General features: G+C 32.3%; 25 protein-coding genes and 6 tRNA genes. 22 read left to right on the top strand and 9 right to left on the bottom strand.

What is annotated here, in order from left to right; all coding sequences use genetic code 11:
• The first annotated feature begins 64 nt into the window (after nucleotides 1-64).
• The 17 genes from APS56_RS05600 to APS56_RS05520 all read left to right on the top strand — a co-directional run bounded on the left by APS56_RS05600 (nucleotide 65) and on the right by APS56_RS05520 (nucleotide 15,186).
• On the top strand, nucleotides 65-955 hold the full coding sequence (locus tag APS56_RS05600) for a tyrosine-type recombinase/integrase (RefSeq protein WP_054725781.1): 891 nt from the start codon (nucleotides 65-67) through the stop codon (nucleotides 953-955).
• A 38-nt stretch (nucleotides 956-993) separates the two neighbouring features.
• Entirely contained in the window at nucleotides 994-1,296 is a 303-nt protein-coding gene (gene hpf, locus APS56_RS05595; protein ID WP_054725769.1) for a ribosome hibernation-promoting factor, HPF/YfiA family, read from the top strand.
• Between the two features lie 99 nt (nucleotides 1,297-1,395).
• Nucleotides 1,396-1,469 (top strand) — tRNA-Thr (locus APS56_RS05590).
• 62 nt (nucleotides 1,470-1,531) lie between these two features.
• Nucleotides 1,532-1,613 (top strand) — tRNA-Tyr (locus APS56_RS05585).
• Between the two features lie 78 nt (nucleotides 1,614-1,691).
• Nucleotides 1,692-1,764, top strand: a tRNA-Gly gene (locus APS56_RS05580).
• Nucleotides 1,765-1,832: 68 nt separating this feature from the next.
• Nucleotides 1,833-1,904, top strand: a tRNA-Thr gene (locus tag APS56_RS05575).
• A gap of 65 nt (nucleotides 1,905-1,969) precedes the next feature.
• Nucleotides 1,970-3,157 (top strand): elongation factor Tu, encoded by a 1,188-nt coding sequence (gene tuf / locus APS56_RS05570; RefSeq protein ID WP_054725766.1) that lies wholly within the window; start codon nucleotides 1,970-1,972, stop codon nucleotides 3,155-3,157.
• A 77-nt stretch (nucleotides 3,158-3,234) separates the two neighbouring features.
• Nucleotides 3,235-3,307 (top strand) — tRNA-Trp (locus APS56_RS05565).
• Between the two features lie 72 nt (nucleotides 3,308-3,379).
• Nucleotides 3,380-3,577 (top strand): preprotein translocase subunit SecE, encoded by a 198-nt coding sequence (secE, locus tag APS56_RS05560; RefSeq protein ID WP_054725763.1) that lies wholly within the window; start codon nucleotides 3,380-3,382, stop codon nucleotides 3,575-3,577.
• Nucleotides 3,578-3,588: 11 nt separating this feature from the next.
• The gene (gene nusG, locus APS56_RS05555; protein ID WP_054725760.1) at nucleotides 3,589-4,143 is read left to right on the top strand and encodes a transcription termination/antitermination protein NusG; all 555 of its coding nucleotides are present in this window, start codon (nucleotides 3,589-3,591) and stop codon (nucleotides 4,141-4,143) included.
• A 72-nt stretch (nucleotides 4,144-4,215) separates the two neighbouring features.
• Nucleotides 4,216-4,653, top strand: a complete 438-nt coding sequence (gene rplK, locus APS56_RS05550) for a 50S ribosomal protein L11 (protein WP_054725757.1) — start codon at nucleotides 4,216-4,218, stop codon at nucleotides 4,651-4,653.
• 20 nt (nucleotides 4,654-4,673) lie between these two features.
• On the top strand, nucleotides 4,674-5,363 hold the full coding sequence (gene rplA, locus APS56_RS05545; RefSeq protein ID WP_054725754.1) for a 50S ribosomal protein L1: 690 nt from the start codon (nucleotides 4,674-4,676) through the stop codon (nucleotides 5,361-5,363).
• Nucleotides 5,364-5,382: 19 nt separating this feature from the next.
• Entirely contained in the window at nucleotides 5,383-5,904 is a 522-nt protein-coding gene (gene rplJ / locus APS56_RS05540) for a 50S ribosomal protein L10 (RefSeq protein WP_054725752.1), read from the top strand.
• 65 nt (nucleotides 5,905-5,969) lie between these two features.
• Nucleotides 5,970-6,344, top strand: a complete 375-nt coding sequence (gene rplL / locus APS56_RS05535; protein ID WP_054725749.1) for a 50S ribosomal protein L7/L12 — start codon at nucleotides 5,970-5,972, stop codon at nucleotides 6,342-6,344.
• 190 nt (nucleotides 6,345-6,534) lie between these two features.
• Nucleotides 6,535-10,347: a DNA-directed RNA polymerase subunit beta gene (rpoB, locus tag APS56_RS05530; RefSeq protein WP_054725747.1), complete on the top strand. Its 3,813-nt coding sequence runs from the start codon at nucleotides 6,535-6,537 to the stop codon at nucleotides 10,345-10,347.
• Nucleotides 10,348-10,429: 82 nt separating this feature from the next.
• Nucleotides 10,430-14,728 (top strand): DNA-directed RNA polymerase subunit beta', encoded by a 4,299-nt coding sequence (gene rpoC, locus APS56_RS05525; RefSeq protein WP_054725744.1) that lies wholly within the window; start codon nucleotides 10,430-10,432, stop codon nucleotides 14,726-14,728.
• Between the two features lie 128 nt (nucleotides 14,729-14,856).
• A complete protein-coding gene (locus APS56_RS05520) occupies nucleotides 14,857-15,186 on the top strand; it encodes a DUF3467 domain-containing protein (protein ID WP_054725742.1) in 330 nt (109 codons plus the stop codon).
• 56 nt (nucleotides 15,187-15,242) lie between these two features.
• On the opposite strand, the gene APS56_RS05515 is transcribed toward APS56_RS05520, so the two are convergent.
• Complete coding sequence (locus APS56_RS05515; RefSeq protein ID WP_054725739.1) at nucleotides 15,243-16,829, bottom strand: peptide chain release factor 3; 1,587 nt, start codon at nucleotides 16,827-16,829, stop codon at nucleotides 15,243-15,245.
• A 116-nt stretch (nucleotides 16,830-16,945) separates the two neighbouring features.
• Here APS56_RS05515 and idi point away from each other — a divergent pair, with 116 nt between their 5' ends.
• Together idi and APS56_RS05505 are read left to right on the top strand one after the other, a co-directional pair.
• Complete coding sequence (gene idi / locus APS56_RS05510; protein ID WP_054725736.1) at nucleotides 16,946-17,482, top strand: isopentenyl-diphosphate Delta-isomerase; 537 nt, start codon at nucleotides 16,946-16,948, stop codon at nucleotides 17,480-17,482.
• Nucleotides 17,466-17,876, top strand: a complete 411-nt coding sequence (locus tag APS56_RS05505) for a 6-pyruvoyl trahydropterin synthase family protein (RefSeq protein WP_054725733.1) — start codon at nucleotides 17,466-17,468, stop codon at nucleotides 17,874-17,876. Before idi ends, APS56_RS05505 begins: the two co-directional genes overlap by 17 nt.
• Before the next feature lie 51 nt (nucleotides 17,877-17,927).
• On the opposite strand, the gene APS56_RS05500 is transcribed toward APS56_RS05505, so the two are convergent.
• A complete protein-coding gene (locus APS56_RS05500) occupies nucleotides 17,928-18,299 on the bottom strand; it encodes a hypothetical protein (RefSeq protein WP_054725730.1) in 372 nt (123 codons plus the stop codon).
• A 431-nt stretch (nucleotides 18,300-18,730) separates the two neighbouring features.
• Here APS56_RS05500 and APS56_RS05495 point away from each other — a divergent pair, with 431 nt between their 5' ends.
• Nucleotides 18,731-19,000, top strand: a complete 270-nt coding sequence (locus APS56_RS05495; RefSeq protein WP_054725727.1) for a hypothetical protein — start codon at nucleotides 18,731-18,733, stop codon at nucleotides 18,998-19,000.
• A 62-nt stretch (nucleotides 19,001-19,062) separates the two neighbouring features.
• Nucleotides 19,063-19,136: transfer RNA gene (locus tag APS56_RS05490), tRNA-Thr, on the top strand.
• Between the two features lie 116 nt (nucleotides 19,137-19,252).
• Here APS56_RS05490 and APS56_RS05485 read toward each other — a convergent pair.
• Entirely contained in the window at nucleotides 19,253-19,957 is a 705-nt protein-coding gene (locus APS56_RS05485) for a DUF4369 domain-containing protein (RefSeq protein ID WP_054725724.1), read from the bottom strand.
• 604 nt (nucleotides 19,958-20,561) lie between these two features.
• On the opposite strand from APS56_RS05485, the gene APS56_RS05480 reads away from it, so the two are divergent.
• Entirely contained in the window at nucleotides 20,562-21,227 is a 666-nt protein-coding gene (locus tag APS56_RS05480) for a M15 family metallopeptidase (protein ID WP_054725721.1), read from the top strand.
• A gap of 332 nt (nucleotides 21,228-21,559) precedes the next feature.
• On the opposite strand, the gene APS56_RS05475 is transcribed toward APS56_RS05480, so the two are convergent.
• From APS56_RS05475 to APS56_RS05450, 6 genes are all read right to left on the bottom strand, one after another.
• Complete coding sequence (locus APS56_RS05475; RefSeq protein ID WP_054725717.1) at nucleotides 21,560-22,798, bottom strand: DEAD/DEAH box helicase; 1,239 nt, start codon at nucleotides 22,796-22,798, stop codon at nucleotides 21,560-21,562.
• Between the two features lie 94 nt (nucleotides 22,799-22,892).
• A complete protein-coding gene (locus APS56_RS05470) occupies nucleotides 22,893-24,074 on the bottom strand; it encodes a DUF6051 family protein (RefSeq protein ID WP_054725714.1) in 1,182 nt (393 codons plus the stop codon).
• A gap of 336 nt (nucleotides 24,075-24,410) precedes the next feature.
• Nucleotides 24,411-25,430 carry a TQO small subunit DoxA domain-containing protein gene (locus APS56_RS05465; protein WP_054725711.1) on the bottom strand — a complete coding sequence of 340 codons (1,020 nt, stop codon included), beginning with the start codon at nucleotides 25,428-25,430 and terminating at the stop codon, nucleotides 24,411-24,413.
• Between the two features lie 10 nt (nucleotides 25,431-25,440).
• On the bottom strand, nucleotides 25,441-25,863 hold the full coding sequence (locus APS56_RS05460) for a hypothetical protein (protein WP_054725708.1): 423 nt from the start codon (nucleotides 25,861-25,863) through the stop codon (nucleotides 25,441-25,443).
• Nucleotides 25,864-25,956: 93 nt separating this feature from the next.
• Nucleotides 25,957-26,268, bottom strand: a complete 312-nt coding sequence (locus tag APS56_RS05455) for a DoxX family membrane protein (RefSeq protein ID WP_236778466.1) — start codon at nucleotides 26,266-26,268, stop codon at nucleotides 25,957-25,959.
• Nucleotides 26,269-26,335: 67 nt separating this feature from the next.
• Complete coding sequence (locus APS56_RS05450) at nucleotides 26,336-26,713, bottom strand: hypothetical protein (RefSeq protein ID WP_054725705.1); 378 nt, start codon at nucleotides 26,711-26,713, stop codon at nucleotides 26,336-26,338.
• Nucleotides 26,714-26,758: the final 45 nt, after the last annotated feature.

The raw sequence follows: 26,758 nt of genomic DNA, 5'->3' as shown, positions 1-26,758 counted from the left end.
AAATTAAAGGTTGTACTTTTATCTGAAAAGAGTTTAAAAATTTAATTATTTAATAAGTCCAATTTTGTCTTTCATACCATTTACAGATTATTTGTTACTTGAAAAAAAGTATTCTAATTTAACCGTAAAAGCTTATCTTAATGATTTAGAGAGTTTTAGTGGTTTTATAGTTGAAACTTATCAAATGAATTCAATAAGTGATGTTAATTACTCGCAAATAAGAAGTTGGATTGTATGTATGGTAAATAAAGATATTTCAAATAAAAGTATAAATAGAAAAGTATCAGCATTAAATAGTTATTATAAGTTTCTTTTAAAAATAGAGGCCATAGAAAGGAATCCGTTAGCAAAACACAAAGCTCTAAAAACAAGTAAAAAAATCCAGATTCCTTTTTCTGAAGAAGAAATAGCAGTCGTATTGGATGAGTTGCATTATGAAGACGATTTTGAAGGTATTAGAGATAAACTTATCATTGAATTGTTTTATTCAACGGGTATTAGAAGAATAGAGTTAGTAGGGTTAAAAATAGAAAGTATAGATTTTCATAATAAAACCTTAAAAGTGTTAGGGAAAAGAAATAAAGAACGTGTTATCCCGTTATTAAAATCTGTAGTAGAAACCATTAATAACTATTTAGATTTAAGAAACGAGTTGCCTATTATTTTAAATGACAGACATCTTTTTTTAACTAAAAAAGGAGTTAAAATATACGAAACACTTGTTTACAGAATAATAAATGGTTATTTTAGTAAGGCATCTTCCAAGGTAAAAAAGAGTCCACATATATTAAGGCACTCCTTTGCCACGCATTTATTAAATCAAGGTGCTGATTTAAATGCCGTTAAAGAGCTTTTAGGTCATTCAAGTTTGGCTGCCACACAAGTATATACTCATAATAGTATTGCTGAGTTAAAAAAAGTCCATATTAAAGCGCACCCAAGAAGTAAAAAATAGTCGAGTAGAAAATGATTGTTTAACCAAAAATTTAAAGTATGAAAGTAAACACGCAATCCGTCAATTTTAATGCAGATCAAAAATTGATAAATTTCATTCAAAAACGGATGGATAAATTAGATATGTTTTATGATAAAGTCATAAAATCTGACGTTTATTTAAAAGTAGAGAACACAAGTGACAAAGAAAATAAAGTTTTTGAAGCTAGAGTGAGTGTTCCAGGTGATAGTTTCGTAGTAAAAAAACAATGTAAATCATTTGAGGAAGGTGCAGACATGGCTATATCTTCATTAGAAAGACAACTTAAAAAGCGAAAAGAAAAATTAAGAGCACATTTATAGTAAAATAAATAAAAAAATGTTTTGATTAAAATAAAAAATCTATACATTTGCAGTCCGTTAGAAATAGCGGGCTTTTTTTTGTGAAAAAAAGTAAGAAAAGCCGATGTAGCTCAGCTGGCTAGAGCAGCTGATTTGTAATCAGCAGGTCGTGGGTTCGAGTCCCTCCATCGGCTCTTGAAATTTTGAAAAGTAAATAATTTTTAAATTTAGGTTTTTTGAATTTAAAAATTGGTTTGGGGAGATACTCAAGCGGCCAACGAGGGCAGACTGTAAATCTGCTGACTACGTCTTCGCAGGTTCGAATCCTGCTCTCCCCACAATATTTCTACGTCGGTAGAGATTGTTAAAGTTGAAATAATGTACCAAAAACAAGTCATAAGCTTGTTGAAAAAAATGCGAGAGTAGCTCAGTTGGTAGAGCGTCAGCCTTCCAAGCTGAATGTCGCCGGTTCGAACCCGGTCTCTCGCTCAATAGTTTACGAGTTACGATGTGCGATTTGTGAATCGTAAATCAAAATCGGCAATCGTAAATGACACGCCGGTGTAGCTCAGGGGTAGAGCGTTTCCTTGGTAAGGAAGAGGTCACGAGTTCAATTCTCGTCATTGGCTCAATTTTGAATTAAATTAGAACACACTAATTATTATTATATAACTAAGATTAAATTATTAAAAACATGGCAAAGGCAACTTTCGATCGTTCAAAACCACACTTAAATATCGGTACTATTGGACACGTAGATCACGGTAAAACAACTTTAACTGCTGCTATTACTAAAGTATTAGCTGATGCAGGTTTCTCAGAAGCAAGATCATTTGATCAAATTGATAACGCTCCAGAAGAAAAAGAAAGAGGTATAACAATTAACACTTCTCACGTAGAATATCAAACAGCTAACCGTCACTATGCGCACGTTGACTGTCCAGGTCACGCGGATTACGTAAAAAACATGGTAACTGGTGCTGCACAAATGGATGGTGCTATCTTGGTAGTAGCAGCTACAGATGGACCAATGCCGCAAACTCGTGAGCACATCCTTTTAGGCCGTCAGGTTGGTATTCCTCGTATCGTTGTATTCATGAATAAAGTGGATATGGTTGATGATGAAGAGTTACTTGAATTAGTAGATATGGAAATCAGAGATTTATTGTCTTTCTATGAATATGATGGAGATAATGGTCCTGTAGTAGCTGGTTCTGCTTTAGGTGCGCTTAACGGTGAGCAAAAATGGGTAGATACGGTATTAGAATTAATGGAGCAAGTTGATGCATGGATTGAAGAGCCACAACGTGAAGTTGATAAGGATTTCTTAATGCCTATAGAAGATGTATTCTCAATTACTGGTCGTGGTACTGTTGCAACAGGTCGTATTGAAACTGGTATTGCAAAAACAGGAGATCCTGTTGAAATTATTGGTATGGGAGCTGAGAAATTAACTTCTACTATTACTGGTATTGAAATGTTCCGTCAAATTCTTGATAGAGGTGAAGCTGGTGATAACGCTGGTATCTTATTAAGAGGTATTGAGAAGTCTCAAATCTCTAGAGGTATGGTTATTGTTAAGCCTGGATCTGTAACTCCTCACTCTAAATTTAAAGCAGAGGTTTATATCTTGAAAAAAGAAGAAGGTGGTCGTCATACACCATTCCATAATAACTACCGACCTCAGTTTTACGTACGTACAACTGACGTAACAGGAAACATTGCGCTTCCTGATGGTGTTGAGATGGTGATGCCTGGAGATAACTTAACTATTACTGTAGAGCTTATTCAAAAAATTGCAATGAACGTTGGTTTACGTTTCGCAATACGTGAAGGTGGTCGTACAGTAGGTGCTGGTCAGGTAACTGAAATTTTAGACTAATTAAAGTTTAATATATATTACAAGTAAAGGTGTTCCTTCCTAAATATCGGGATAACGGAATACCTTAACTTGTATTTACGGGCGTAGCTCAGTTGGTAGAGCACTGGTCTCCAAAACCAGGTGTCGGGAGTTCGAGTCTCTCCGCCCGTGCAATAATAGGTTTATCTATTAGTTTTTAGAATTGAAAAAGTGTTTCAATTCATATTAAAAAAGAATAACAAAATGGCTGGAATTGTAAATTATATAAAGGAATCATTTGGCGAACTAAAAAATAATGTTAGTTGGCCTACTTGGGCTGAAGCTCAGAGTATGACTATTTTAGTTGCTGTATTTTCAATTATATTTTCTCTTGCAATTTGGGGAATAGATACTGTATTTAGTGAAGTTATTACTTTTTACTTTGAAAACATTATCGGTTAAAAGAAAACAATATGTCTGAAGTAAGTGAAAAAAAATGGTATGTTGTTAGAGCCGTAAGTGGTCAAGAAAACAAAATTAAAGCCTATATAGAGACTGAAATTGCTCGTTTAGGACTTCAAGATTATGTGGATCAAGTATTGGTGCCAACAGAAAGAGTTGTTCAGATTAGAAATGGAAAAAAGATACACAAAGAAAAAGTTTTTTTTCCTGGTTATATAATGGTTCAAGCTAATTTAACAGGAGAAGTTCCACATATTATTAGATCTGTGACCAATGTTATCGGTTTTTTAGGTGAAACTAAAGGTGGAGATCCTGTGCCATTAAGACAATCTGAAGTAAACAGAATGTTAGGTAAAGTTGATGAGCTTTCAGTTGAAGAAAGTACCAATGTAGCCATCCCTTTTACAAAAGGAGAAACTGTTAAAGTTATTGATGGACCATTTAATGGTTTTGATGGAACGATTGAAAAAATTAATGAAGAAAAGCGTAAGCTTGAAGTAATGGTGAAAATTTTCGGAAGAAAAACACCATTAGAGTTAAGCTATATGCAAGTTGAAAAAGTATAATAGTGTTACATTAAGATAGATGAGTCTTTCGCTTCCAATAGAGAGATAACATCAAAAATTAAATTATTAAAAATGGCAAAAGAATTAGGTAAAGTAGTTAAGTTACAAGTTCGGGGAGGTGCTGCGAATCCATCGCCACCGGTTGGACCCGCTTTAGGAGCTGCAGGTGTCAACATCATGGAGTTCTGTAAGCAATTCAATGCCAGAACTCAAGATAAGCCAGGTAAAGTTTTACCTGTAGTTATATCTGTTTACAAAGACAAATCATTTGACTTTGTAATCAAAACACCACCAGCAGCAGTTCAGTTATTAGAAGCAGCTAAGGTGAAAAAGGGATCTGGAGAGCCAAACCGAAAAAAAGTAGCTAAAGTTTCATGGGATCAGATTAAAACGATAGCAGAAGACAAAATGGTAGATTTAAATGCATTTACGATTGAATCTGCTATGAAAATGGTAGCTGGTACCGCAAGGTCTATGGGTATAACCGTAACTGGAAACGCACCAAATTAATCTATTAAAGACATTAGAAAATGGCAAGATTAACAAAAAAGCAAAAAGAAGCTTTAGCAAAAATTGAAAAAGGAAAACTTTATTCTGTTGATGAAGCATCAGCATTGATTAAAGATGTTACCAATACTAAATTTGACTCTTCAGTTGATATAGCTGTGCGTTTAGGAGTAGATCCTCGTAAAGCAAATCAAATGGTAAGAGGAGTGGTTTCATTGCCACATGGTACTGGTAAAGATATGAAAGTATTAGCATTAGTAACACCAGACAAAGAAGCAGAAGCTAAAGAAGCTGGGGCAGATTACGTAGGATTAGATGAATACCTTGATAAAATCAAGAGTGGATGGACTGATGTAGATGTAATTATCACTATGCCAAGTGTTATGGGTAAATTAGGTCCTTTAGGACGTGTATTAGGCCCACGTGGTTTAATGCCTAACCCAAAAACAGGTACAGTAACTATGGATGTTGCAAAAGCAGTAACAGAAGTAAAAGCTGGTAAGATTGACTTTAAAGTTGATAAAACTGGTATTGTACACGCTGCTATAGGTAAAGCATCATTTAGTGCTGATAAAATTGCAGGAAATGCAAATGAATTATTAACAACATTAATAAAACTAAAACCGACCACTGCAAAAGGTGTTTATGTAAAAAGCATATTTATGTCATCTACAATGAGCCCAAGTATTGCTGTTGATCCTAAAATTGGTTAATTGAGTTAAAACTTTTATTATGACAAGAGAAGAAAAATCACAAGTAATTGAGGACTTAACTGCAGAATTAGCCAATAATGCAAATATCTATTTAGCAGATATTTCAGGATTAAATGCAGGAACTACCTCAGATTTACGTCGTGCTGCTTTTAAAGCAAACGTAAAAATGGCAGTTGTTAAGAATACATTACTTGCTAAAGCAATGGAAGCATCTGAAAGAGATTTTGGAAACCTTCCTTCAGTTTTAAAAGGGAATACATCTGTAATGTATTCTGAAACTGGTAATGTACCAGCTAAGTTGATAAAAACATTTCGTAAAAAAGCTGAAAAACCTTTATTAAAAGGAGCTTTTATTGAGGAAGCTGTTTATATCGGTGACGATCAGTTAGACATGTTAGTTGATATCAAGTCTAAAGAAGAGTTATTAGGAGAGATTGTTGGTTTATTACAATCGCCTGCTAAAAACGTTGTTTCAGCGCTTAAATCAAGTGGTGGAAAATTAGCTGGAATATTAAAAACACTATCCGAAAAAGAAGGATAGTAATAGATAGTACGCACTATATTACATTATATTATTTATTAAAAATTTATTAAAACGATAGAAAAATGGCAGATTTAAAAGATTTCGCAGAACAATTAGTTAACCTTACTGTAAAAGAAGTAAATGAGTTAGCAACTATATTAAAAGATGAGTATGGTATCGAGCCTGCTGCTGCTGCTGCAGTTGCTGTTGCTGGTCCTGCTGCAGGTGGAGACGCTGAAGAAGCTCAAACTGAATTTGATGTTATATTAAAAGCAGCTGGTGGTTCTAAATTAGCAGTAGTTAAATTAGTAAAAGAATTAACTGGTTTAGGCTTGAAAGAAGCTAAAGAATTAGTTGACGGTGCACCAAGCGCTATCAAAGAAGCTGTTTCTAAAGATGAAGCAGAAGCTTTAAAAGCATCATTAGAAGAAGCAGGAGCTGAGGTTGAGCTTAAGTAAGCTTACCATCTCTAAAATATAAAGGTTTAGGTCTGGAGCAAACGCTACCAGACCTAGACCATTTTGCGTATAATAGTATTTATACCAAAAAAAATTATAAAACAGCTCAAAATAATTGAATTGTTTTTTGCCGTTTAATTAGTGTGTAATGCACTATCACTATTTTTTTTAATCATAATTCCGTCCATTGATGTTATCAACACAAGCTGAAAGATTAAATTTCTCGTCTATTGTAAACAAGACAGATTATCCGGATTTCTTGGATATTCAGATTAAATCCTTCCAGGATTTTTTCCAATTAGAAACTAAATCAGAAGAAAGAGGTGACGAAGGTCTTTATAATACCTTCATGGAAAATTTTCCAATCACAGATTCACGTAATCAATTCGTTTTAGAATTTTTAGATTACTTTGTAGATCCACCAAGATATGCCATTGAAGAGTGTATTGAAAGAGGACTTACTTACAGCGTTCCGCTAAAAGCAAGGTTAAAATTATATTGTACAGACCCTGAACATGAGGATTTCGAGACTATTGTTCAAGATGTGTACTTAGGAACTATACCTTATATGACACCATCTGGTACATTTTGTATCAACGGTGCAGAACGTGTAGTAGTATCTCAATTACACCGTTCACCTGGAGTGTTCTTCGGTCAATCATTCCATGCAAATGGAACAAAATTATATTCAGCAAGAGTTATACCATTTAAAGGTTCTTGGATTGAGTTTGCTACTGATATCAATCAAGTCATGTATGCTTATATTGATAGAAAGAAAAAATTACCAGTTACTACGCTTTTCCGTGCCATTGGTTTTGAGCGTGATAAAGATATTTTAGAGATTTTTGACCTTGCTGAAGAGGTAAAAGTTTCAAAATCTGGACTAAAGAAATATTTAGGAAGAAAATTAGCAGCACGTGTGTTAAACACTTGGCATGAGGATTTTGTAGATGAAGATACAGGTGAAGTGGTATCTATAGAACGTAACGAAATTGTGCTTGATCGCGATACTATTTTAGATAAGGATAATATTGAAGAAATTATTGAAGCTGATGTTAAGACGATTCTTTTGCATAAAGAAAGTACTGAACAAGGTGATTATGCAATTATACATAATACGCTTCAGAAAGATCCAACAAATTCTGAAAAAGAAGCTGTTGAGCATATATATAGACAATTACGTAATGCTGAGCCGCCAGATGAGGAGACAGCGCGTGGGATTATAGATAAATTATTCTTTTCTGATCAACGTTACTCTTTAGGAGAAGTTGGTCGTTATAGAATGAATAAAAAATTAGGTCTTGATATTGGAATGGATAAGCAAGTGCTTACTAAAGAAGATATCATTACTATCATTAAATATTTAATTGAACTTATCAACTCAAAAGCAGAGATTGATGATATTGACCACTTATCAAACCGTCGTGTACGTACGGTTGGAGAGCAATTATCACAACAATTTGGGGTTGGTTTAGCACGTATGGCGCGTACCATTCGTGAGCGTATGAACGTTCGTGATAACGAGGTTTTTACCCCAATTGATTTGATTAATGCAAAGACATTATCTTCTGTTATTAACTCTTTCTTCGGGACAAACCAGTTATCTCAATTTATGGATCAAACCAATCCATTAGCAGAAATTACACATAAACGTCGTTTATCTGCTCTTGGACCAGGTGGTTTATCTAGAGAAAGAGCTGGTTTCGAAGTACGTGACGTTCATTATACACACTATGGTCGTCTTTGTCCTATTGAAACTCCAGAAGGGCCAAATATTGGTTTAATTTCTTCACTTTCAGTTTTTGCTAAAGTGAATTCTATGGGATTCATTGAAACCCCATATAGAAAAGTTACTGATGGTATTGTAGATATTAATAATGCACCTACATACTTAAGTGCCGAAGAAGAAGAAGAAAAATTAATCGCACAAGCAACTGTTAAGGTTGATGAAAACGGAAAGATTTTACATGATAAGGTAATTGCTAGAATGGAAGGTGATTTCCCTGTAATTGAACCAGCAGCACTGCATTATACTGATGTGGCACCAAATCAAATATCATCTATTTCAGCATCTTTAATTCCATTTTTGGAACATGATGATGCGAATAGAGCCTTGATGGGATCTAACATGATGCGTCAAGCCGTACCTTTATTAAGAGTTGACGCTCCAATTGTTGGTACAGGTTTAGAACGTCAAGTAGCTTCAGATTCTCGTGTGTTAATTAATGCCGAAGGAAGTGGTGTTGTGCAATATGTTGATGCTCAAGAGATTGTAATAAAGTATGATCGTACTGAAGATGAAGCTAAAGTAAGTTTTGATAGCGATATTAAAACCTATCCATTAGTAAAATTCCGAAAAACAAATCAAGGAACTTCTATCAACTTAAAACCAATTGTGGTTAAAGGAGATAAAGTTACTAAAGGGCAAGTTTTATGTGAAGGCTATGCAACTCAAAAAGGAGAGCTTGCTTTAGGAAGAAATATGAAAGTAGCTTTCATGCCTTGGAAAGGGTATAACTTTGAGGATGCTATTGTAATTTCTGAAAAAGTGGTTCGTGAAGATATCTTTACATCAATTCATATTGATGAGTATTCTTTAGAAGTAAGAGACACTAAGTTGGGTAATGAAGAGTTAACCAATGATATCCCTAACGTTTCAGAAGAAGCTACCAAAGATTTAGATGAACATGGAATGATTCGCGTAGGAGCAGAAGTAAAGCCTGGCGATATTTTAATTGGTAAAATTACTCCTAAAGGAGAATCTGATCCAACTCCAGAAGAAAAACTATTACGTGCTATTTTTGGTGATAAAGCTGGAGATGTTAAAGATGCCTCTTTAAAAGCATCGCCTTCATTACATGGTGTTGTTATTGAAAAGAAATTATTTGCAAGAGCTGTAAAAGATAAGCGTAAAAGAGCACAAGATAAAGATGATATCTTGGCTTTAGAAGCACAATACGATAGAAAGTTTGATGATTTAAAAGATGTTTTAATTGAAAAACTTTTCAATATTGTAAATGGAAAAACGGCTCAGGGTATTTTCAATGATTTAGGTGAAGAAGTATTACCAAAAGGTAAAAAATTCACACTTAAAATGTTAAATGCTGTTGATGATTATGCGCACTTAGTATCTGGAAAATGGACAACTGATGAACACACCAATACTTTAGTTGCTGATTTAATCCATAACTATAAGATTAAGGAAAACGATTTGCAAGGTTCTTTACGTCGTGAAAAATTTACCATTTCAGTAGGAGATGAATTGCCAGCAGGCATCATCAAATTAGCAAAAGTTTACATTGCTAAAAAGCGTAAACTTAAAGTAGGAGATAAAATGGCAGGACGCCATGGTAATAAAGGTATTGTTGCACGTATTGTCCGTCAAGAAGATATGCCTTTCTTAGAAGACGGAACACCTGTAGATATTGTATTGAATCCACTTGGTGTACCATCTCGTATGAATATCGGTCAAATTTATGAAACTGTTCTTGGTTGGGCAGGACAAAAATTAAACCGTAAGTATGCAACACCTATTTTTGATGGTGCTACAATTGATCAAATTAACGAGTTTACAGATGAAGCTGGAATTCCAAGATACGGACATACATATTTATATGATGGAGGTACTGGTAATCGTTTTGATCAACCGGCAACTGTTGGTGTTATTTATATGCTGAAATTAGGACACATGGTTGACGATAAAATGCACGCACGTTCTATCGGACCATACTCATTAATTACGCAACAACCGCTTGGTGGTAAAGCCCAGTTTGGTGGTCAACGTTTTGGTGAGATGGAGGTATGGGCACTTGAAGCTTATGGAGCATCAAGTACCTTACGTGAAATCCTAACTGTTAAATCTGATGATGTTATTGGTAGAGCTAAAACTTATGAAGCAATCGTAAAAGGCGAACCAATGCCAGAACCTGGATTACCAGAGTCTTTCAACGTACTTATGCACGAATTGAAAGGATTAGGATTAGATATTAGATTAGAGGAATAATTTTAGGTGAGTTGTCTCAGTTTTCAATTAACTTTTGAGTTCACTGAAGACTGAAGACTGCGAACTGCACACTATACGAATTATGGCAAGAAAACAAGATAAGAATACAGTAAAGAGATTTAATAAAATCTCCATTGGTTTAGCGTCACCAGAGTCTATTTTAGCAGAGTCAAGAGGTGAGGTTTTAAAACCAGAAACTATCAATTATCGAACTCACAAACCAGAAAGAGATGGTTTGTTCTGTGAGCGTATTTTTGGTCCTGTAAAGGATTATGAATGTGCTTGTGGTAAATATAAAAGAATTCGCTACAAAGGAATCGTTTGTGACCGTTGTGGTGTAGAAGTAACTGAAAAGAAAGTACGTCGTGATAGAGTCGGGCATATCAACCTTGTTGTTCCTGTGGCTCATATCTGGTACTTCCGTTCGTTACCAAATAAAATTGGTTATTTATTAGGTTTACCATCTAAGAAATTAGATATGATAATTTACTACGAACGTTACGTAGTAATTCAGCCTGGTAATGCAAAAAATGAAGAAGGAGAGCCTTTACAAAAATTGGATTTCCTTACAGAAGAAGAATATTTAAATATTTTAGAGTCACTGCCTCAAGATAATCAATATTTAGATGATACAGATCCTAATAAGTTTTTAGCTAAAATGGGAGCTGAATGTTTAATTGATTTATTAGCGAGGATAGATTTAGAATCTTTATCATACGAATTACGTCATAAAGCAAATACAGAAACATCTAAACAACGTAAAACAGAAGCTTTAAAACGTTTGCAAGTTGTTGAAGCTCTAAGAGAGTCTAATAACAACAGAGAAAATCGTCCAGAATGGATGATAATGAAAGTTGTGCCAATTATCCCGCCAGAATTACGTCCCTTAGTGCCGTTGGATGGTGGTCGTTTTGCAACATCAGATTTAAATGACTTATACCGTCGAGTTATTATCCGTAACAACCGTCTTAAAAGATTGGTTGAGATAAAAGCTCCAGAAGTGATTTTACGTAATGAAAAACGTATGCTACAGGAATCTGTAGATTCGTTGTTTGATAACACACGTAAATCGTCTGCCGTAAAAACAGATTCTAATAGACCATTAAAATCGTTATCCGATTCACTTAAAGGTAAGCAAGGACGTTTCCGTCAAAACTTACTTGGTAAACGTGTAGATTATTCTGCACGTTCGGTAATTGTTGTTGGACCAGAATTAAGATTATTTGAATGTGGACTGCCGAAAAACATGGCAGCTGAGTTATACAAACCTTTTGTAATTAGAAAATTAATTGAAAGAGGTATTGTAAAAACAGTAAAATCTGCAAAGAAAATTATAGATAAAAGAGAGCCTGTAGTTTGGGATATATTGGAAAATGTTCTGAAAGGACATCCAGTATTACTAAACCGTGCGCCTACTTTACACAGATTGGGTATCCAAGCATTCCAACCAAAATTAATTGAGGGGAAAGCTATTCAATTACACCCATTGGTTTGTACGGCATTTAATGCGGATTTTGATGGTGATCAAATGGCGGTACATTTACCATTAGGTCCAGAGGCTATTTTGGAATGTCAATTATTAATGTTGGCATCACATAATATCTTAAATCCAGCTAATGGTTCACCTGTAACGGTACCTTCTCAAGATATGGTACTTGGTCTTTATTATATGACCAAACTTCGTACTTCAACTCCAGAAGTACCAATTAAAGGTGAAGGATTAACTTTTTATTCTCCAGAGGAAGTAGAAATTGCTTTCAATGAGCAACAAGTTGATTTGAATGCTGGTATAAAAGTAAGAACCATTGATATTAATGAAGATGGTAAACTTGCTCCAATGATTATTGAAACTACGGTTGGGCGTGTATTGTTTAATCAACACGTGCCTCAAGCAGCTGGATATATCAACCAAGTATTGACCAAAAAATCTTTAAGAGATATTATTGGTGAAATCCTTAAAAGAACATCCGTTCCAGAAACGGCTGATTTCTTAGATAATATTAGAACTTTAGGATTTAAATTCGCTTTCCAAGGTGGATTGTCATTTAGTTTAGGAGATATTATCATTCCACCAGAAAAGCAATCCATGATTGATAAGGCTAATGGTTTAGTGGATGGTATTACCGGAAACTATAACATGGGGCTTATTACAAATAACGAACGTTATAACCAAGTTATTGATATTTGGACTTCTACCAATGCAGAATTGACTGAATTGTCAATGAAACGTATTCGTGAAGACCAACAAGGATTTAACTCGGTGTTTATGATGCTTGATTCTGGAGCTCGTGGATCTAAAGAACAGATTCGTCAGCTTACAGGTATGCGTGGATTAATGGCAAAACCTAAAAAATCGAATGCAGGTGGAGGAGAGATTATTGAAAATCCAATTCTATCTAACTTTAAGGAAGGTCTTTCAATTTTAGAATACTTTATCTCTACGCACGGTGCTCGTAAAGGTCTTGCGGATACGGCCCTTAAAACAGCCGATGCAGGTTATTTAACACGTCGTCTGGTAGATGTTTCTCAAGATGTTATTATCAATACTGAAGATTGTGGTACATTAAGAGGTGTAGAAGTAGAGCCATTAAAGAAAAATGATGAAATTGTTGAAAAACTTTCTGAAAGAATTGTTGGACGTGTATCATTAAATGATGTTTATAATCCATTAACTGATGAGTTGTTAGTCGCTTCTGGTCAATTAATTGAAGATCAAATAGCTAAAGCTATTGAAGAATCTCCAATTGAATCTGTTGAAGTGCGTTCTGCATTAACTTGCGAAGCTTTACATGGTATTTGTGCTAAATGTTACGGGCGTAATTTAGCAACTGGTAAAATGGTACAACGTGGAGAAGCTGTTGGGGTTGTTGCTGCACAGTCTATCGGTGAACCAGGAACACAGTTAACATTACGTACATTCCACGTGGGTGGTATTGCAGGAAATATTTCTGAAGATAACAAGTTAGTTGTTAAGTTTAATGGTATAGCTGAAATTGAAGACTTAAAAACGGTTAAAGGTGAAGATAATGAAGGAAATGAGATTGATATTGTTATTTCTAGAACATCTGAACTTAAATTAACTGATAAGAAAACAGGTATTACTTTAAGCACAAATAATATTCCTTACGGATCTACATTATCTGTTAAGAATGGTCAAGAACTATCTAAAGGTGATGTTGTTTGTTCTTGGGACCCATATAATGGCGTTATTATTTCTGAATTTGCTGGTAAGATTAAATATGAAAATATTGAGCAAGGTATTACCTATCAGGTAGAAATTGATGAACAAACAGGTTTCCAAGAAAAAGTGATTTCCGAATCTAGAAACAAAAAACTTATTCCTACACTTCATATTGAGGATTCTAAAGGAGAAGTAATACGTTCTTATAACTTACCAGTAGGGGCTCACTTAATGATTGATGATGGAGACAAAATTAAGGTTGGAAAAATTTTAGTTAAAATCCCTCGAAAATCTGCAAAAGCGGGTGATATTACAGGAGGTTTACCACGTGTAACAGAATTATTTGAAGCACGTAATCCTTCAAATCCAGCAGTTGTAAGTGAAATTGATGGTGTTGTTTCTTTCGGTAAAATTAAAAGAGGTAACCGTGAAATTATAGTAGAATCTAAATTAGGTGAAGTTAAAAAGTATTTAGTAAAACTTTCTAGCCAGATTTTAGTTCAAGAAAACGATTATATTAAAGCAGGGATGCCTTTATCAGATGGTTCAATTACGCCAAATGATATTTTAAATATCAAAGGGCCTTCTGCAGTACAACAGTATTTAGTAAATGAAGTACAAGAAGTATATCGTTTACAGGGTGTGAAAATTAATGACAAGCACTTTGAAGTTGTTGTAAGACAAATGATGCGTAAAGTAAGAATTATTGATTCTGGAGATACTATTTTCTTAGAAGATCAATTGGCTCATAAAGATGATTTTATCAAAGAAAACGATGACATTTTTGGAATGAAAGTAATTGAAGATGCTGGAGATTCTACGAATTTAAAAGCAGGTCAAATTATTTCACCTCGTGAATTACGTGATGAAAATTCTATTTTGCGTAGAGAAGATAAAGAACTTGTAGTAGCAAGAGATGCTATGCCAGCAACGGCAACACCAATCTTACAAGGGATTACAAGAGCGTCATTACAGACTAAATCGTTTATTTCGGCGGCATCTTTCCAAGAAACAACTAAAGTACTTAACGAAGCTGCTGTAGCAGGTAAAGTTGATGATTTAGAAGGTCTTAAAGAAAATGTTATCGTTGGACATAGAATTCCTGCAGGTACAGGTATGCGTAGATATACAGATATTATCGTAGGTTCTAAAGAAGAGTTTGATGAAATGATGCAAGCTAAAGAGTTAAATTATAATTAGAAGAGATTCCAATCCTACAGTACAGTGGGATTGCTAATCAAATTTATTCCCGCGAAGGCGGGAATCTATAAAATAAAAGCCTTCATGTATAAAACTTGGAGGCTTTTTTAAATTAAATTATTAAGATTATGGCAGACGAAAAAGAAAAACCCAAACAAGCTCCAAATCAAGGACAAATTAATATAGAGTTGGATGAAAAAGTTGCTGAAGGGACGTATTCAAACTTAGCTATCATCAATCATTCTGTGTCTGAGTTTGTTGTAGATTTTGTAAATATTATGCCTGGGGTTCCTAAAAGTAAGGTAAAATCACGGATTATATTAACACCGCAACATGCGAAGCGATTGCTTAAAGCTTTGCATGATAATGTGGCAAGATTTGAAAATGCACACGGTGAAATTAAAGATTATGAACAGCCTCCAATTCCATTAAATTTTGGTCCCACTGGTCAAGCATAAAAAAATCCCTTTAGAAATATTTCTAAAGGGATTTTTTTATTACAAATGGTTTTGTTTTAAAATTCAGAGGTGAAATGAAACTTAACACTTGGATATTTCTGTTGAGTCATTTGTAATGAAAAAGATGAATCGGCTAAAAATACCAATTGATTTTGCTTGTCTTTTGCTAAAAAACGTTGTTTTACTCTCACAAAATCTTTGTATTCTTCACTTTTTGAACCTTTAGGATCTACCCAACACGCTTTAAATACATTTAAGTTCTCGTAAGTACATTTAGCGCCGTACTCGTGTTCCAAGCGGTATTGAATAACTTCGTATTGTAAAGCACCAACAGTTCCAATAACTTTCCTGCCGTTAAGTTCCAAAGTAAATAATTGGGCAACACCTTCATCCATTAACTGATCAATTCCTTTAAAAAGTTGTTTAGATTTTAGTGGATCGGCATTGTTAATATATCTAAAATGCTCTGGAGAAAAGCTTGGAACACCTTTATAGTTTATAGTTTCTCCTTCAGTTAATGTGTCTCCTATTTTAAAATTCCCAGTGTCATGTAAGCCTACAATATCACCAGGATAGGAAACATCTACAATTTCTTTTTTCTCAGCAAAAAAAGCATTGGGACTCGAAAATTTCATTTTTTTGTTATTTCTAACATGTAGATAAGATTTATTTCTTTCAAATTTTCCAGAAACAATTTTTATAAATGCTAACCTATCTCTGTGATTAGGATCCATGTTGGCATGGATTTTAAAAACAAATCCAGTGAATTTATCTTCGTTAGGCGCTACCAAACGCTCTTCACTTTGCTTAGGTCTTGGCTTAGGGGCTATTTCTACAAAACAATCTAATAGTTCTCTTACTCCAAAGTTATTTAAAGCCGAACCAAAAAACACAGGCTGTAAGTTTCCATTCAAATAGTCATCTTTATCAAAACCTGGGTAGATTCCCTCAACCAATTCAATTTCTTCTCTTAGAGTATTGGCTGCTTTTTCCCCTACCAATTCATCTAATTTTGAAGATGATAAATCTGAAATCTCTATTGTTTCTTCTATATCTCTTCTACTATCTCCGCTAAAAAGGTTGATGTTTTTTTCCCAAATGTTATAAATACCTTTAAAATCGTAGCCCATACCAATAGGGAAACTTAATGGTACTACTTTTAATCCTAATTTTTGTTCAATTTCATCTAATAAATCAAAAGCATCTTTTCCTTCTCTATCCATTTTATTAATGAATACAATCATTGGAATATTGCGCATTCTACAAACTTCAACAAGTTTTTCGGTTTGTTCCTCAACCCCTTTTGCTACGTCAATTACAACAATAACACTATCTACAGCGGTTAAGGTTCTAAAGGTGTCTTCAGCAAAATCTTTATGACCAGGAGTATCTAAAATATTAATTTTTATACCATTATATTCAAATGCTAAAACAGAGGTAGCTACAGATATTCCACGTTGGCGTTCAATTTCCATAAAGTCACTGGTAGCTCCTTTTTTTATTTTATTGCTTTTAACAGCTCCAGCTTCTTGAATAGCCCCACCAAAAAGAAGTAATTTTTCTGTTAAAGTAGTTTTACCAGCATCGGGGTGTGAAATGATTCCAAAGGTACGTCTGCGTTGTATTTCTTTTAAAAAACTCATATTTGATTGTAAATGTTTGCAAAGATACTTTATAATTTATGAATTCAGAATGGTGATTTCAGATTTTATAAGAAGAATGATAATATTAATAATTTACTTGGTATTTTTGTGAAACTATGGAAGAAGAAAAAGTGATTCTCGTAAACGAAAAAGATGAGCAAATAGGTTTAATGCCCAAAATGGAGGCTCATGAAAAAGCGTTGTTGCATCGGGCATTTTCGGTATTTATTTTCAATGATAAAAATGAATTGATGCTACAACAACGAGCGTTGTCTAAGTATCATACACCTGGTTTATGGACCAATACATGTTGTAGTCACCAACGTGAAGGAGAAAGTAATATAGAAGCAGGTACAAGACGTTTACAAGAAGAAATGGGCTTTACAACGGCATTAAAAGAAACGATTTCATTTATCTATAAAGCACCTTTTGATAATGGTTTGACAGAGCACGAATTAGATCATATTTTGATAGGTTATTATAATGAGGTTCCCCAAATAAATCCGGAAGAAGTAGAAGCTTATAAGTGGATGACTTTAGAGGATATTAAAAAAGATATAGAAAAAAAACCGGATATCTATACGGCATGGTTTAAAATTATTTTTGAAAAATTCTACGAACATATAAATATTAATAATGAAAGTAACGGTTAGTAGGAAAGCACACTTTAACGCAGCCCATAGGCTCTATAGAAAAGACTGGGACTTTGAGAAGAATGATGCCATTTTCGGTAAATGCAATAACCCTAATTTTCATGGGCATAATTATGAACTAATTGTGAGTGTTACTGGTGATATTAATAAAGAAACGGGTTATGTTATTGACATAAAGGTGTTAAAAGAAATCATAAAAGACGAAGTTGAAGATGCTTTTGACCACAAAAATCTAAATGTTGAAGTACCAGAATTTAAAGATTTAAATCCTACGGCTGAAAATATAGCAGTTGTAATTTATAATAAAATAAAACCCAAACTAAATTCTAATTTAGAGTTGGAAATAACACTTTTTGAAACTCCACGTAATTTTGTTTCCTATTCAGGAAATTAAATATGTTTTTAATTGAAAAAGAAATTCCCAAGTTTTACTTGGGAATTTTATTTAACAAGCAGTCCTATTGGTTTTGTAATTTAAAGAGGCTTCTGGAAAATCAAATAAAGCACTACAAATTCTTTCTTGAAGATTAGTATTCTTTTTTTGTTTTGTAACGGTTACACTTACCCAATATTTTTCATTATCTTTTTTTACTAATTGAGCTTGGATTGTAAGATGATCGTTTACAAAAGCATTTTTATACATTTTAAATTTGAAATTTTCAATCTCAGGAATGTCATGTAAATAAAATTCTTTTATCGGATAGGTAGCAACCGTTTTAATTTTTTCATAGAGTGCATGGGGTAATAAAAATCCATTTGCGTTGCTTATTTCTTTTGTTATTAAAAATGGAACGTTAGTATTTATGTGTGTATTCATGATGTATTAGTTTTAAGGGTATAATAATAGAGGCTTTAAATTGTAGTTATGATATGTACAGTACATGACATTTGAAATAATAGTATTCATGGTAAATTGTGTTTTTTGCTTAAATGATTTTAGTGTTTTCATGATTTTAAAAATTTAATGGTTAAAAAAAAAGGTGCTTTTAAAAAAAGCACCTTTACAGTTATATTTGATTTTACTATTTTAAAGTCTATTCAAGATGCATATATATTTTGGACATGTCCATAAAAAAAACAATCGTTTGGACCTGTTTCGAGGTACGATTATAAGTTTTGCAGTATGTTATATATTTTGCATTCATATTAAGCCAAATATAGTGATTATTTTCAATAAAATAACAATCTTTTTATATGAATTATGTTTAATATTAATGTAATTTTGCGTGAAATTAAATTATTTAAGTTATGGCAAATGTTAGAAACCTAAAAAAAGATATTAATTATGTTTTAGGGGATATTATAGAAGCGGTTTATGTTTGGGAATATGCAAACACAGATAAAGATACGAAGGAAAGTGAAGCGGTTATTGATGAAGCAATAGCAACGTTTGATGCGTTAATAGCTAAGGTGAATGATAAAAATGTTGAAGATAAAAAAGCACATTTTAAATCTATTAATGCTGAGTTAGAAACTAAAGGACGTGCATTAATTGAAAAAATTAATAAACTTGGATAAAATTTTTTAACGGAGTGTTTGCAAATATCATTTTTGCGATTATATTTGCACCCGTTAAATATGCCGATGTAGCTCAGCTGGCTAGAGCAGCTGATTTGTAATCAGCAGGTCGTGGGTTCGAGTCCCTCCATCGGCTCTTAAAAAAACCTCATATTTTATGAGGTTTTTTTATTTTATTAAAATTATTATAAGACAAAAAAATACCTTATATATATAAGGTATTTTTTGTCTTTGAGTTTTTTATTTTAGAAACTAATTAATTTGTTCCTCTTTTTTTATTGTTTCAATAAATGATTGTAATTCTTTCCCGTATTTAGAGTTTTTAACTTTTTGTGTGAGACTATTATTTATTGTATCTAAATACTTAACCTGTGCATTGTAAATTTCAGTAAGTGCTAAATAAGGAGCAATTTCACTGTCTTTATTATTAATAGCAAAATTTACTGTGTACAAATACTTTCGCTTTACTATATTGTCAGCTTCTTTTCTAATAGTGTTTATCTTGGCTGTATCACCATCTTTTTGAGCTTCAATATTATTTTTTAAAAGGTCTAAACTCTGACCATTAAATCTTGAAATTAGTGCTCTGTATTCCTCATATAGTTTCTGCTGTGAGGATCCATTAATTTTAGCATCAAAAACAAAATTTTTTAAATTCGTTTTTATTTCAGTGATGCCCTTGTCTGCGAAAAAAGGAATTCTGTCATTTTCAGTTGAATTTTTATCTAAGTAAAGATAAAACATCTCTGGAGACTCAAGTGAACTATGCAATTCAAATTCACTATTTCCGTTTACAATTATAGAATCTACTGTTACTAATATTGTATCTTCTATTTTTTTAAGATAAATGATGCCTTTTTTTAGTCCTTCAATAGATGTTTTAACAGTTAAGTCGTGTTCTTCTTTTTTACAGGATAGTACAAAAAAAGGTAGGAGTAGTAAAAGAAAATATTTCATGCTTATTATGTGATTTTTGAATAGCAAATATCTTATAATTATCTTTTATAAGCTAAATAGAAATGATATTATTTAATATGTTAATATTTGTTAAATAACAAAGGTTTAATGGTCGTAAGAAATGTTTAAATCTGTTTTGGCATGGTACTTGATATTTAATTAAAAGTTGCATATAATTTTTTGTTTATTGAGTGGTTACTTTAAACATACAATATGCAATTCATATTTTTGGTTGGTTAGTTAGTTAAAGGGCACCCTTTTTAGGGTGCTTTTTGTTTATAGATTTGTGTGTTTTGTCGATAATATGATGTATTTTGACGTAAAATGTTAAAATTAAATGTATTTCATCGAATTTTAATGCTTTTAATCGTTTTGTTTCGGATAAGAATTATATATTTGGAGTGTACTAAATAACATACTTTTTAGTTCAATGGATTAATTAATTAATATTTGCATTGTGTAGTTGATATAGAGACCCTAAATCTGACCGCATAATATAAAAAGCAAATTAAGAAGAAACCGAGTTTGAGGGAACTCGGTTTTTTTGTATAATAAATTTAAGGTCTAATTATATTTATATAACTTCGCTTTTAAGTACAATATTATGAAGTTTTATACGTTTTTTTTAACGCTGTTTTTATCTGTGTATTCGTATGCACAATTACCTGAAGGTTTTGTGTATGTTAAAGATATTATACCAGATTTAGATGTTGAGTTGCGTTATTATACAAGTAATAATTTTGTTGGTAAACCTATTATTGGTTACAATTCAAATACGTTGATTTTAACTGAACAAGCAACTAAGGCATTAAAAAAAATTCAAGATGCGTTGCAACAACAAAATCTATGTTTAAAAGTTTTTGATGGATATAGGCCTCAGCAGTCTGTAAATTATTTTATAATTTGGGCAAGAGATTTGAGTGATACAATCAATAAACAACTTTTTTATCCATATGTTAAGAAAAGAAACTTATTTAATGAAGGCTATATTGCCTCAAGGTCTGGACATAGCAAGGGGAGTACAGTAGATGTAACGATTATTGATGGTAATACTGGTAATGATCTTGATATGGGGAGTAGGTTTGATTTTTTTGGTCAAGAATCTTGGGTGTATTATGACGGAATTAATAAAATTCAAAAAGCTAATAGACAATTATTACAGTCTATTATGAAAAAATATGGCTTTAGAAATTATTCAAAAGAGTGGTGGCATTTTACTTTAATAAATGAACCTTTTCCTAATACTTACTTTAATTTTCCTGTAGAATAGCTAAACTTTTTTATTTAGTGTCTTATTCTTATTAATGCAGGACATACAATGATTATTGATGAATGTTTTTCTTGTTGGAGCAATTTTTATACTATGAAGATCTCCAAATTTATTCTTATAGACTCTATAATAATAGGTTTTTAGTTTGTTTAGTAAAAGCTATCACATAATAATCTCACGTAAGTATTGAGAAAAGTGTGAGTATTTCAGTAACAAAGTTTGTCTATATGTAATGAATAGCAATGAGAAAAATACACTGGATGTTTTTTCCAAACACTCATCAATTTTAATTTTAAATACGTTTAAATTATGAACAAAATCATCAACATTATTTAGTACCAACGTTTCTTTTTCTTTTTGGAAGCTTCACTTTTACGTCCTTTTTTGTATTTGCTTTTACCTGGGGTTTTATGGATTTCTTTTTTAGCTTTGGGGTCTAAGGGGTAAGGATGTGTATCAACAATATCCAATTGTAAATTAATTAACTGTTGAATGTTGGCTACATAGGTTTTTTCATCTGCAGAACAAAACGAGTAAGAAGTTCCAGTATTTCCAGCCCGCGCTGTTCTTCCAATGCGATGCACGTAGGTTTCTGGTACATTAGGTAAATCAAAATTAATAACAGCATCTAAATTGTCAATATCAATACCACGAGCAGCCACATCAGTTGCAATTAAAATATTAGCATTTTTAGTTTTAAAAGTAGTTAAAGCTAACTGTCTATCTGTTTGACTTTTGTCTCCATGCAAACTAACGGCTTTATAATTGTTTTTAAGAAGTGTTTGTTCTAATTTATCAACGCCAAACTTGGTGCGTCTAAAAATAATAATACTTCCTTTTATGGTGTTTCTAAGCAAGTGTAAGCACAATTCTATTTTATGGCGTTTAGGTACATAATATAAAACCTGATTCACATTTTTTGATGTAGAGGCATTGGTGGTTACTTCAATGCGTTCAGGAGCATTTAAGATACTATTTGCTAATTGCTCAACTTTATAAGGTATTGTTGCTGAGAACAATAAAACTTGTTTCTCTCGGGTACATAAGCGTTCAATTTTTTTTACATCGTCAATGAATCCCATATCTAACATTAAATCGGCCTCGTCAAGTACTAAGGTTTCAATATAGTCAAGATTTAAAACATCTTGCTTGTGTAAATCTAACAAACGACCTGGGGTAGCAATTAAAATATCAACCCCTTTTTTAAGAATATCTTTTTGAGGTTCAATGGATGTGCCTCCATACACCACCGTAGTTCTTAAGTTGGTATAGGTACAGTATGTTTTAAAGTTTTCTTCAATTTGAATAGCTAACTCCCGGGTAGGACTTACCACCAAAGCTTTGACCTTTTTTCCGCCTTTTGTAGCATCTTGTCTATCAAAAAGTTGTTGTAATATGGGTAATGCAAAGGCTGCTGTTTTTCCAGTACCTGTTTGTGCAGATACAATTAGATCTTTTTTTTCTAATACCAATGGAATGGCTTTTTCTTGAACCAAAGTTGGATTATCGTAACCAGCTTCTGCAACAGCCCTTAAAATAGGACGATTAAGTTGTAAGTCTTTAAATGACATGTAAAATGATTTGTTGCAAAGATAGCGGAAAAAGAGTTGTTTTTTTAGCGAATTAAAAACGTCTTATAATTGGTTTAGTTTATACAAATAAGCACTATGTTTTTTGTACGAGTTGTTGTTCATTGTAAAAATCACAAACTTTGCTAAATACCATTTCAAAATCCTTTTTAATTAGTTCTGTTTTTTCCATGTTTAAAGGAAAAGGGTTTTCATGGGCATATATTCTATTAAAATCTAATTCATCCACTTTTATATTTATATCGCGGTATGCGCCTTTGAGTGTATTTATAACTTCAAAAGAAGGGATAATAGTATCTTTTTTGAGGGTTATTGCGTAAAAATCATTTTCATATTTTCTTAATAACTCTTCTCTGAAATCACGATTTCTTTGATAGTCAAGCATAGAATAAAAAACTTTTCCTTCTAAATGATCTTCCTTTATATAATGATTGAGCAAATGATCTTTTTGCAAAAATTTATCAAAATGCTCTACTAAAAAGGAATATAAGGCAACATTTGTTTCGCTATCCAGTATAAATTTTGAAACAGGTGATAAACGATTAAAAATAGGACCACTACAAAACAAACAAACTTTTGAGTTTGAGAAATATTTATTATGATTGGTGAGTTTCAGAATTTGGGCAAGAAATCCACCGATAGAATATGCGAAAATATCAAATTGAAAATCTTTGTCAATATACAAGTGCTTACCTTCTTTACATTCTTCAATAAGCTGAATAACATCATAATATGATTGTAGTCCAGACCAAATAAAACGTTGTGGCTTGGCATGTAACCTCATGCTTATGGCTACGTTTGACAATGTAGAATGTACAATATTTGGATATCTTTTTTTCCGTTTTTCACTCAATAAATACATTTCTCGTTTACTACTCCAGTTTTTTGGAGCGCGTTGCATATGAAATGCTAATGGAAATAAAACAATACTGCTTGCTGTTCCTTCGCAAATTCTTTTAGCCCATGGGATGTATTTTGTCCAATCTTTTTCGTTGAAACCATGGAAAAGAAATATTACTTTTTTAGTGTTTTTGGCTGCGGTTGGTTTTACTATATGATATTTAAAAAATCTATTTTCTTCTACGCTAATATCTTTAATATGAACATTGTCTTTAATGGTTCCAACATCATTATGAAGAGCATGTGCACTATTAAAATTTAGGTTATGTTTTACACAGTGATACTCTGATATACCGGGGAGAATATTATAAGATAATGATTCAAATTTGTATTCTTTTAATTCTGTTTTATTATTCATGTTTTCTTTTTTTAAGAGAACAGAATGTTATCTGTAATTATAGATTATGGTTGAGTTATTATAATAGTCTAAAGTGCTTAAGAGGTGTTTTACTAATTGAAAATTCCATGAATAAAGATAAAAAGAAATTAGCTATTGGCATAGGCTTATGGAGTTTTTGATATCAGAATTAACACGGAAAAAAGAAAATGTAATTCTAAAAAAAATAGATGGATTTTTTTGATGAATGTAATCTATAGGGGCTATTAATAGCAGATACTAAAAGGCTATTTGAAAATAATATGTTGAATTTAGTTAATTAAACTCATATACCTTTTTCAAATAGCCATATTATCATTAGTTTTTTAATATTTGATGCTTCCATGAAACACCACTGATATCTGTTATTTGTACTGTGTAGGTTCCATTTGGTAAATTGGATAGAGTTTCATTCTGAAAATTTAAATTAGCTTTTGCTCCTAAAGGTATAATTAAACTGTGTTTTCCAGGTTTTATTTTAGCAACGTAATAATTTGAAATGTTTTCTTTACTCAATCTTGATAAATCATTTTGTGTATATTTTATAGTGGTTTTGTTTTGAGTGTTTAATAATTCTATGCCAATTATCCAAGAGCCATAAACATCCACACCTTCTGTTCTAAATACGTCAAAAGAAAGTTTGTTGTTTTCAATTTTGCCTGCTGTGATTTCCAGTTTAGGTTTTACTGATTTGTTATGAAGCGTTCCCCATAAGCCACCATGAAATATTTGATTGGTCAATAAGGTTATTCCAAAAATAAACAAGGAGCCAATTAAAACAATTTTAGGAAAAATATGCTCTTTTATTGGTAATTCACCAGAACCCATCCAGTTAAACCATTTCTTTTTAGTAAATGAAAAATTGTTTTTCATAAAGTAATTATCCAACGAATATTTACCACTTCCTGTTAAAAACAGTAAAAAACCAGTTGCAATTCCTAACACGCCAATTTGCCACTCATCCAAGCAAGTTGTACCTATCCAGCCTGAACCAAGCAAAATGCCCATAGCTAATAAAAACACTCCGATACTCATAATTCGGGTAAATAAACCAAAGATGATAAATAAGCCAACAATACCTTCAATAATGGTAAAAATTACCATGTTTATCCATAACATGTCTGGGTTTTCAACTAAAAATAGAATGACAGGTTTGATACCTAAAGCATTAGGTAAAAAGTGATTAAACTTTTCTCCAATATAACCAGCTAATTCTGGGTCGAGTTTATTTGCTAATATGGTTCTTCTCCAAAAAGCCGAAAAATAGGTCCAACCGATTACTAATCTTACTGCAAGGGCTAATAGCCCCGCATCATTTTTTATACTGATATTTTTCATGTCTTACATGTTAAATTGTTAATGAGATAAACCCTTTTTTAATTAGTTGAAAACCATATAAAATACCATTATCGGTAATTTCTAAGTTACTAGGTATTTGGTCTGCACTTATATTAGAATTATTAAGCGAAATACCACAAACAAATACTTTTATATGCTGTAGTGTTGTTTTCTCCAAAAGGGAAATGAAATCTGTGTTATTTTCAATGTTATTAACTGTTTTTCCACAAATGATAACATAAAAATCTCCATATTTTTTACCATCTTCTTTAGCTAATTCTTTAGCCGTTAATAATATAGGTTTAAGTTGTTGAATATTTTTTGAGAGTATTAAGTAATTATTCTTTTTAGGGTAGGAATTCTGTGATTGTGATGTAGTGGTTCCTAATATAAAAAGGAATAGTGTAGATAAAATTATGATTGTATTTTTCATTGTTTTTGAATTTTTAAATTTGAATTAATACTAAAAAAATAAGCCACTAAGAATGGCTACATTCTTAAAAAGGGAATCTAAAGTTGTTGTTTGTCAGACTTGAATTGTTAAAGTAATTGGAATTAAAACCGCTATTAATTTCCATGCTGAAATTTGACTTTTGTAGCCTATAATCAAGAAAATACCATCAATTAGTATTACAGTTCCTGAAAGAATTACACCAATTTCAAGAGAGCCGAATTGTTTTCTTGTAAATTTTATTTCATTATTTTCAATCTTGCTTACGTTTTTTTCAATATTAAAAAAATGGCATAAGTATGCCACAATAAATGTTAGGCTAAGAAGTATGCGGAGTATAACTACAGATTTATAGCTAACTTCAAGTCTAATGTCTTGAAATGTCATTATTTATTATTTGTAAATTAATATAATATCAGCAAACATGCTGATAACGATACCTGAGAAAGGTTAATTACAAATAATCTTTAAAATTCTGATACAGTATATAGAGTGGAATAGTAGAACCCGAATGGTTTCTACTGTTGTGTGGTTGTGTGTAATTATTAGAAAAATTTGAAGTAACAAAAGGTGAATAAAAGTCTAAAACAGCGGTATATGAATATTCAGAAGAAGTTTTTTCTTGAGCTAAATTGTTTGCAGCTAACTCTAACTCACTACAATCAAGATTACTAAAAGTTGTTTGGCTTTTATTAGAAACTTCGGTTAGCGGAACATTAAGTTCAGCTTCAATAAAATTTCGAACCTTACAAGGTGAAAGCAGTAACAAGAGAGCTAAGCCTAGAAGAGGAAGCGTCCTATGTATTGTTTTTGTATTAAAATTTTCTTTCACATTGCAAATTTAATGATATATTAAAAGGGGAGGTGTTATTTTTTT

It is taken from the genome of Pseudalgibacter alginicilyticus, from assembly GCF_001310225.1.
In the GTDB taxonomy this organism is placed as follows: domain Bacteria; phylum Bacteroidota; class Bacteroidia; order Flavobacteriales; family Flavobacteriaceae; genus Pseudalgibacter; species Pseudalgibacter alginicilyticus.
The sequence above is the reverse complement of the archived record's forward strand: the minus strand, read 5'-3'. Positions and strand labels throughout refer to the sequence as shown.

Bases quoted from the DNA above. Each gene is read 5' to 3' on its own strand.
- hpf (WP_054725769.1), top strand. From the start codon at position 994: ATGAAAGTAAACACGCAATCCGTCAATTTTAATGCAGATCAAAAATTG.
- tuf (WP_054725766.1), top strand. From the start codon at position 1,970: ATGGCAAAGGCAACTTTCGATCGTTCAAAACCACACTTAAATATCGGT.
- secE (WP_054725763.1), top strand. From the start codon at position 3,380: ATGGCTGGAATTGTAAATTATATAAAGGAATCATTTGGCGAACTAAAA.
- nusG (WP_054725760.1), top strand. From the start codon at position 3,589: ATGTCTGAAGTAAGTGAAAAAAAATGGTATGTTGTTAGAGCCGTAAGT.
- rplK (WP_054725757.1), top strand. From the start codon at position 4,216: ATGGCAAAAGAATTAGGTAAAGTAGTTAAGTTACAAGTTCGGGGAGGT.
- rplA (WP_054725754.1), top strand. From the start codon at position 4,674: ATGGCAAGATTAACAAAAAAGCAAAAAGAAGCTTTAGCAAAAATTGAA.
- rplJ (WP_054725752.1), top strand. From the start codon at position 5,383: ATGACAAGAGAAGAAAAATCACAAGTAATTGAGGACTTAACTGCAGAA.
- rplL (WP_054725749.1), top strand. From the start codon at position 5,970: ATGGCAGATTTAAAAGATTTCGCAGAACAATTAGTTAACCTTACTGTA.
- rpoB (WP_054725747.1), top strand. From the start codon at position 6,535: ATGTTATCAACACAAGCTGAAAGATTAAATTTCTCGTCTATTGTAAAC.
- rpoC (WP_054725744.1), top strand. From the start codon at position 10,430: ATGGCAAGAAAACAAGATAAGAATACAGTAAAGAGATTTAATAAAATC.
- APS56_RS05520 (WP_054725742.1), top strand. From the start codon at position 14,857: ATGGCAGACGAAAAAGAAAAACCCAAACAAGCTCCAAATCAAGGACAA.
- APS56_RS05515 (WP_054725739.1), bottom strand. From the start codon at position 16,829: ATGAGTTTTTTAAAAGAAATACAACGCAGACGTACCTTTGGAATCATT.
- idi (WP_054725736.1), top strand. From the start codon at position 16,946: ATGGAAGAAGAAAAAGTGATTCTCGTAAACGAAAAAGATGAGCAAATA.
- APS56_RS05505 (WP_054725733.1), top strand. From the start codon at position 17,466: ATGAAAGTAACGGTTAGTAGGAAAGCACACTTTAACGCAGCCCATAGG.
- APS56_RS05500 (WP_054725730.1), bottom strand. From the start codon at position 18,299: ATGAATACACACATAAATACTAACGTTCCATTTTTAATAACAAAAGAA.
- APS56_RS05495 (WP_054725727.1), top strand. From the start codon at position 18,731: ATGGCAAATGTTAGAAACCTAAAAAAAGATATTAATTATGTTTTAGGG.
- APS56_RS05485 (WP_054725724.1), bottom strand. From the start codon at position 19,957: ATGAAATATTTTCTTTTACTACTCCTACCTTTTTTTGTACTATCCTGT.
- APS56_RS05480 (WP_054725721.1), top strand. From the start codon at position 20,562: ATGAAGTTTTATACGTTTTTTTTAACGCTGTTTTTATCTGTGTATTCG.
- APS56_RS05475 (WP_054725717.1), bottom strand. From the start codon at position 22,798: ATGTCATTTAAAGACTTACAACTTAATCGTCCTATTTTAAGGGCTGTT.
- APS56_RS05470 (WP_054725714.1), bottom strand. From the start codon at position 24,074: ATGAATAATAAAACAGAATTAAAAGAATACAAATTTGAATCATTATCT.
- APS56_RS05465 (WP_054725711.1), bottom strand. From the start codon at position 25,430: ATGAAAAATATCAGTATAAAAAATGATGCGGGGCTATTAGCCCTTGCA.
- APS56_RS05460 (WP_054725708.1), bottom strand. From the start codon at position 25,863: ATGAAAAATACAATCATAATTTTATCTACACTATTCCTTTTTATATTA.
- APS56_RS05455 (WP_236778466.1), bottom strand. From the start codon at position 26,268: ATGACATTTCAAGACATTAGACTTGAAGTTAGCTATAAATCTGTAGTT.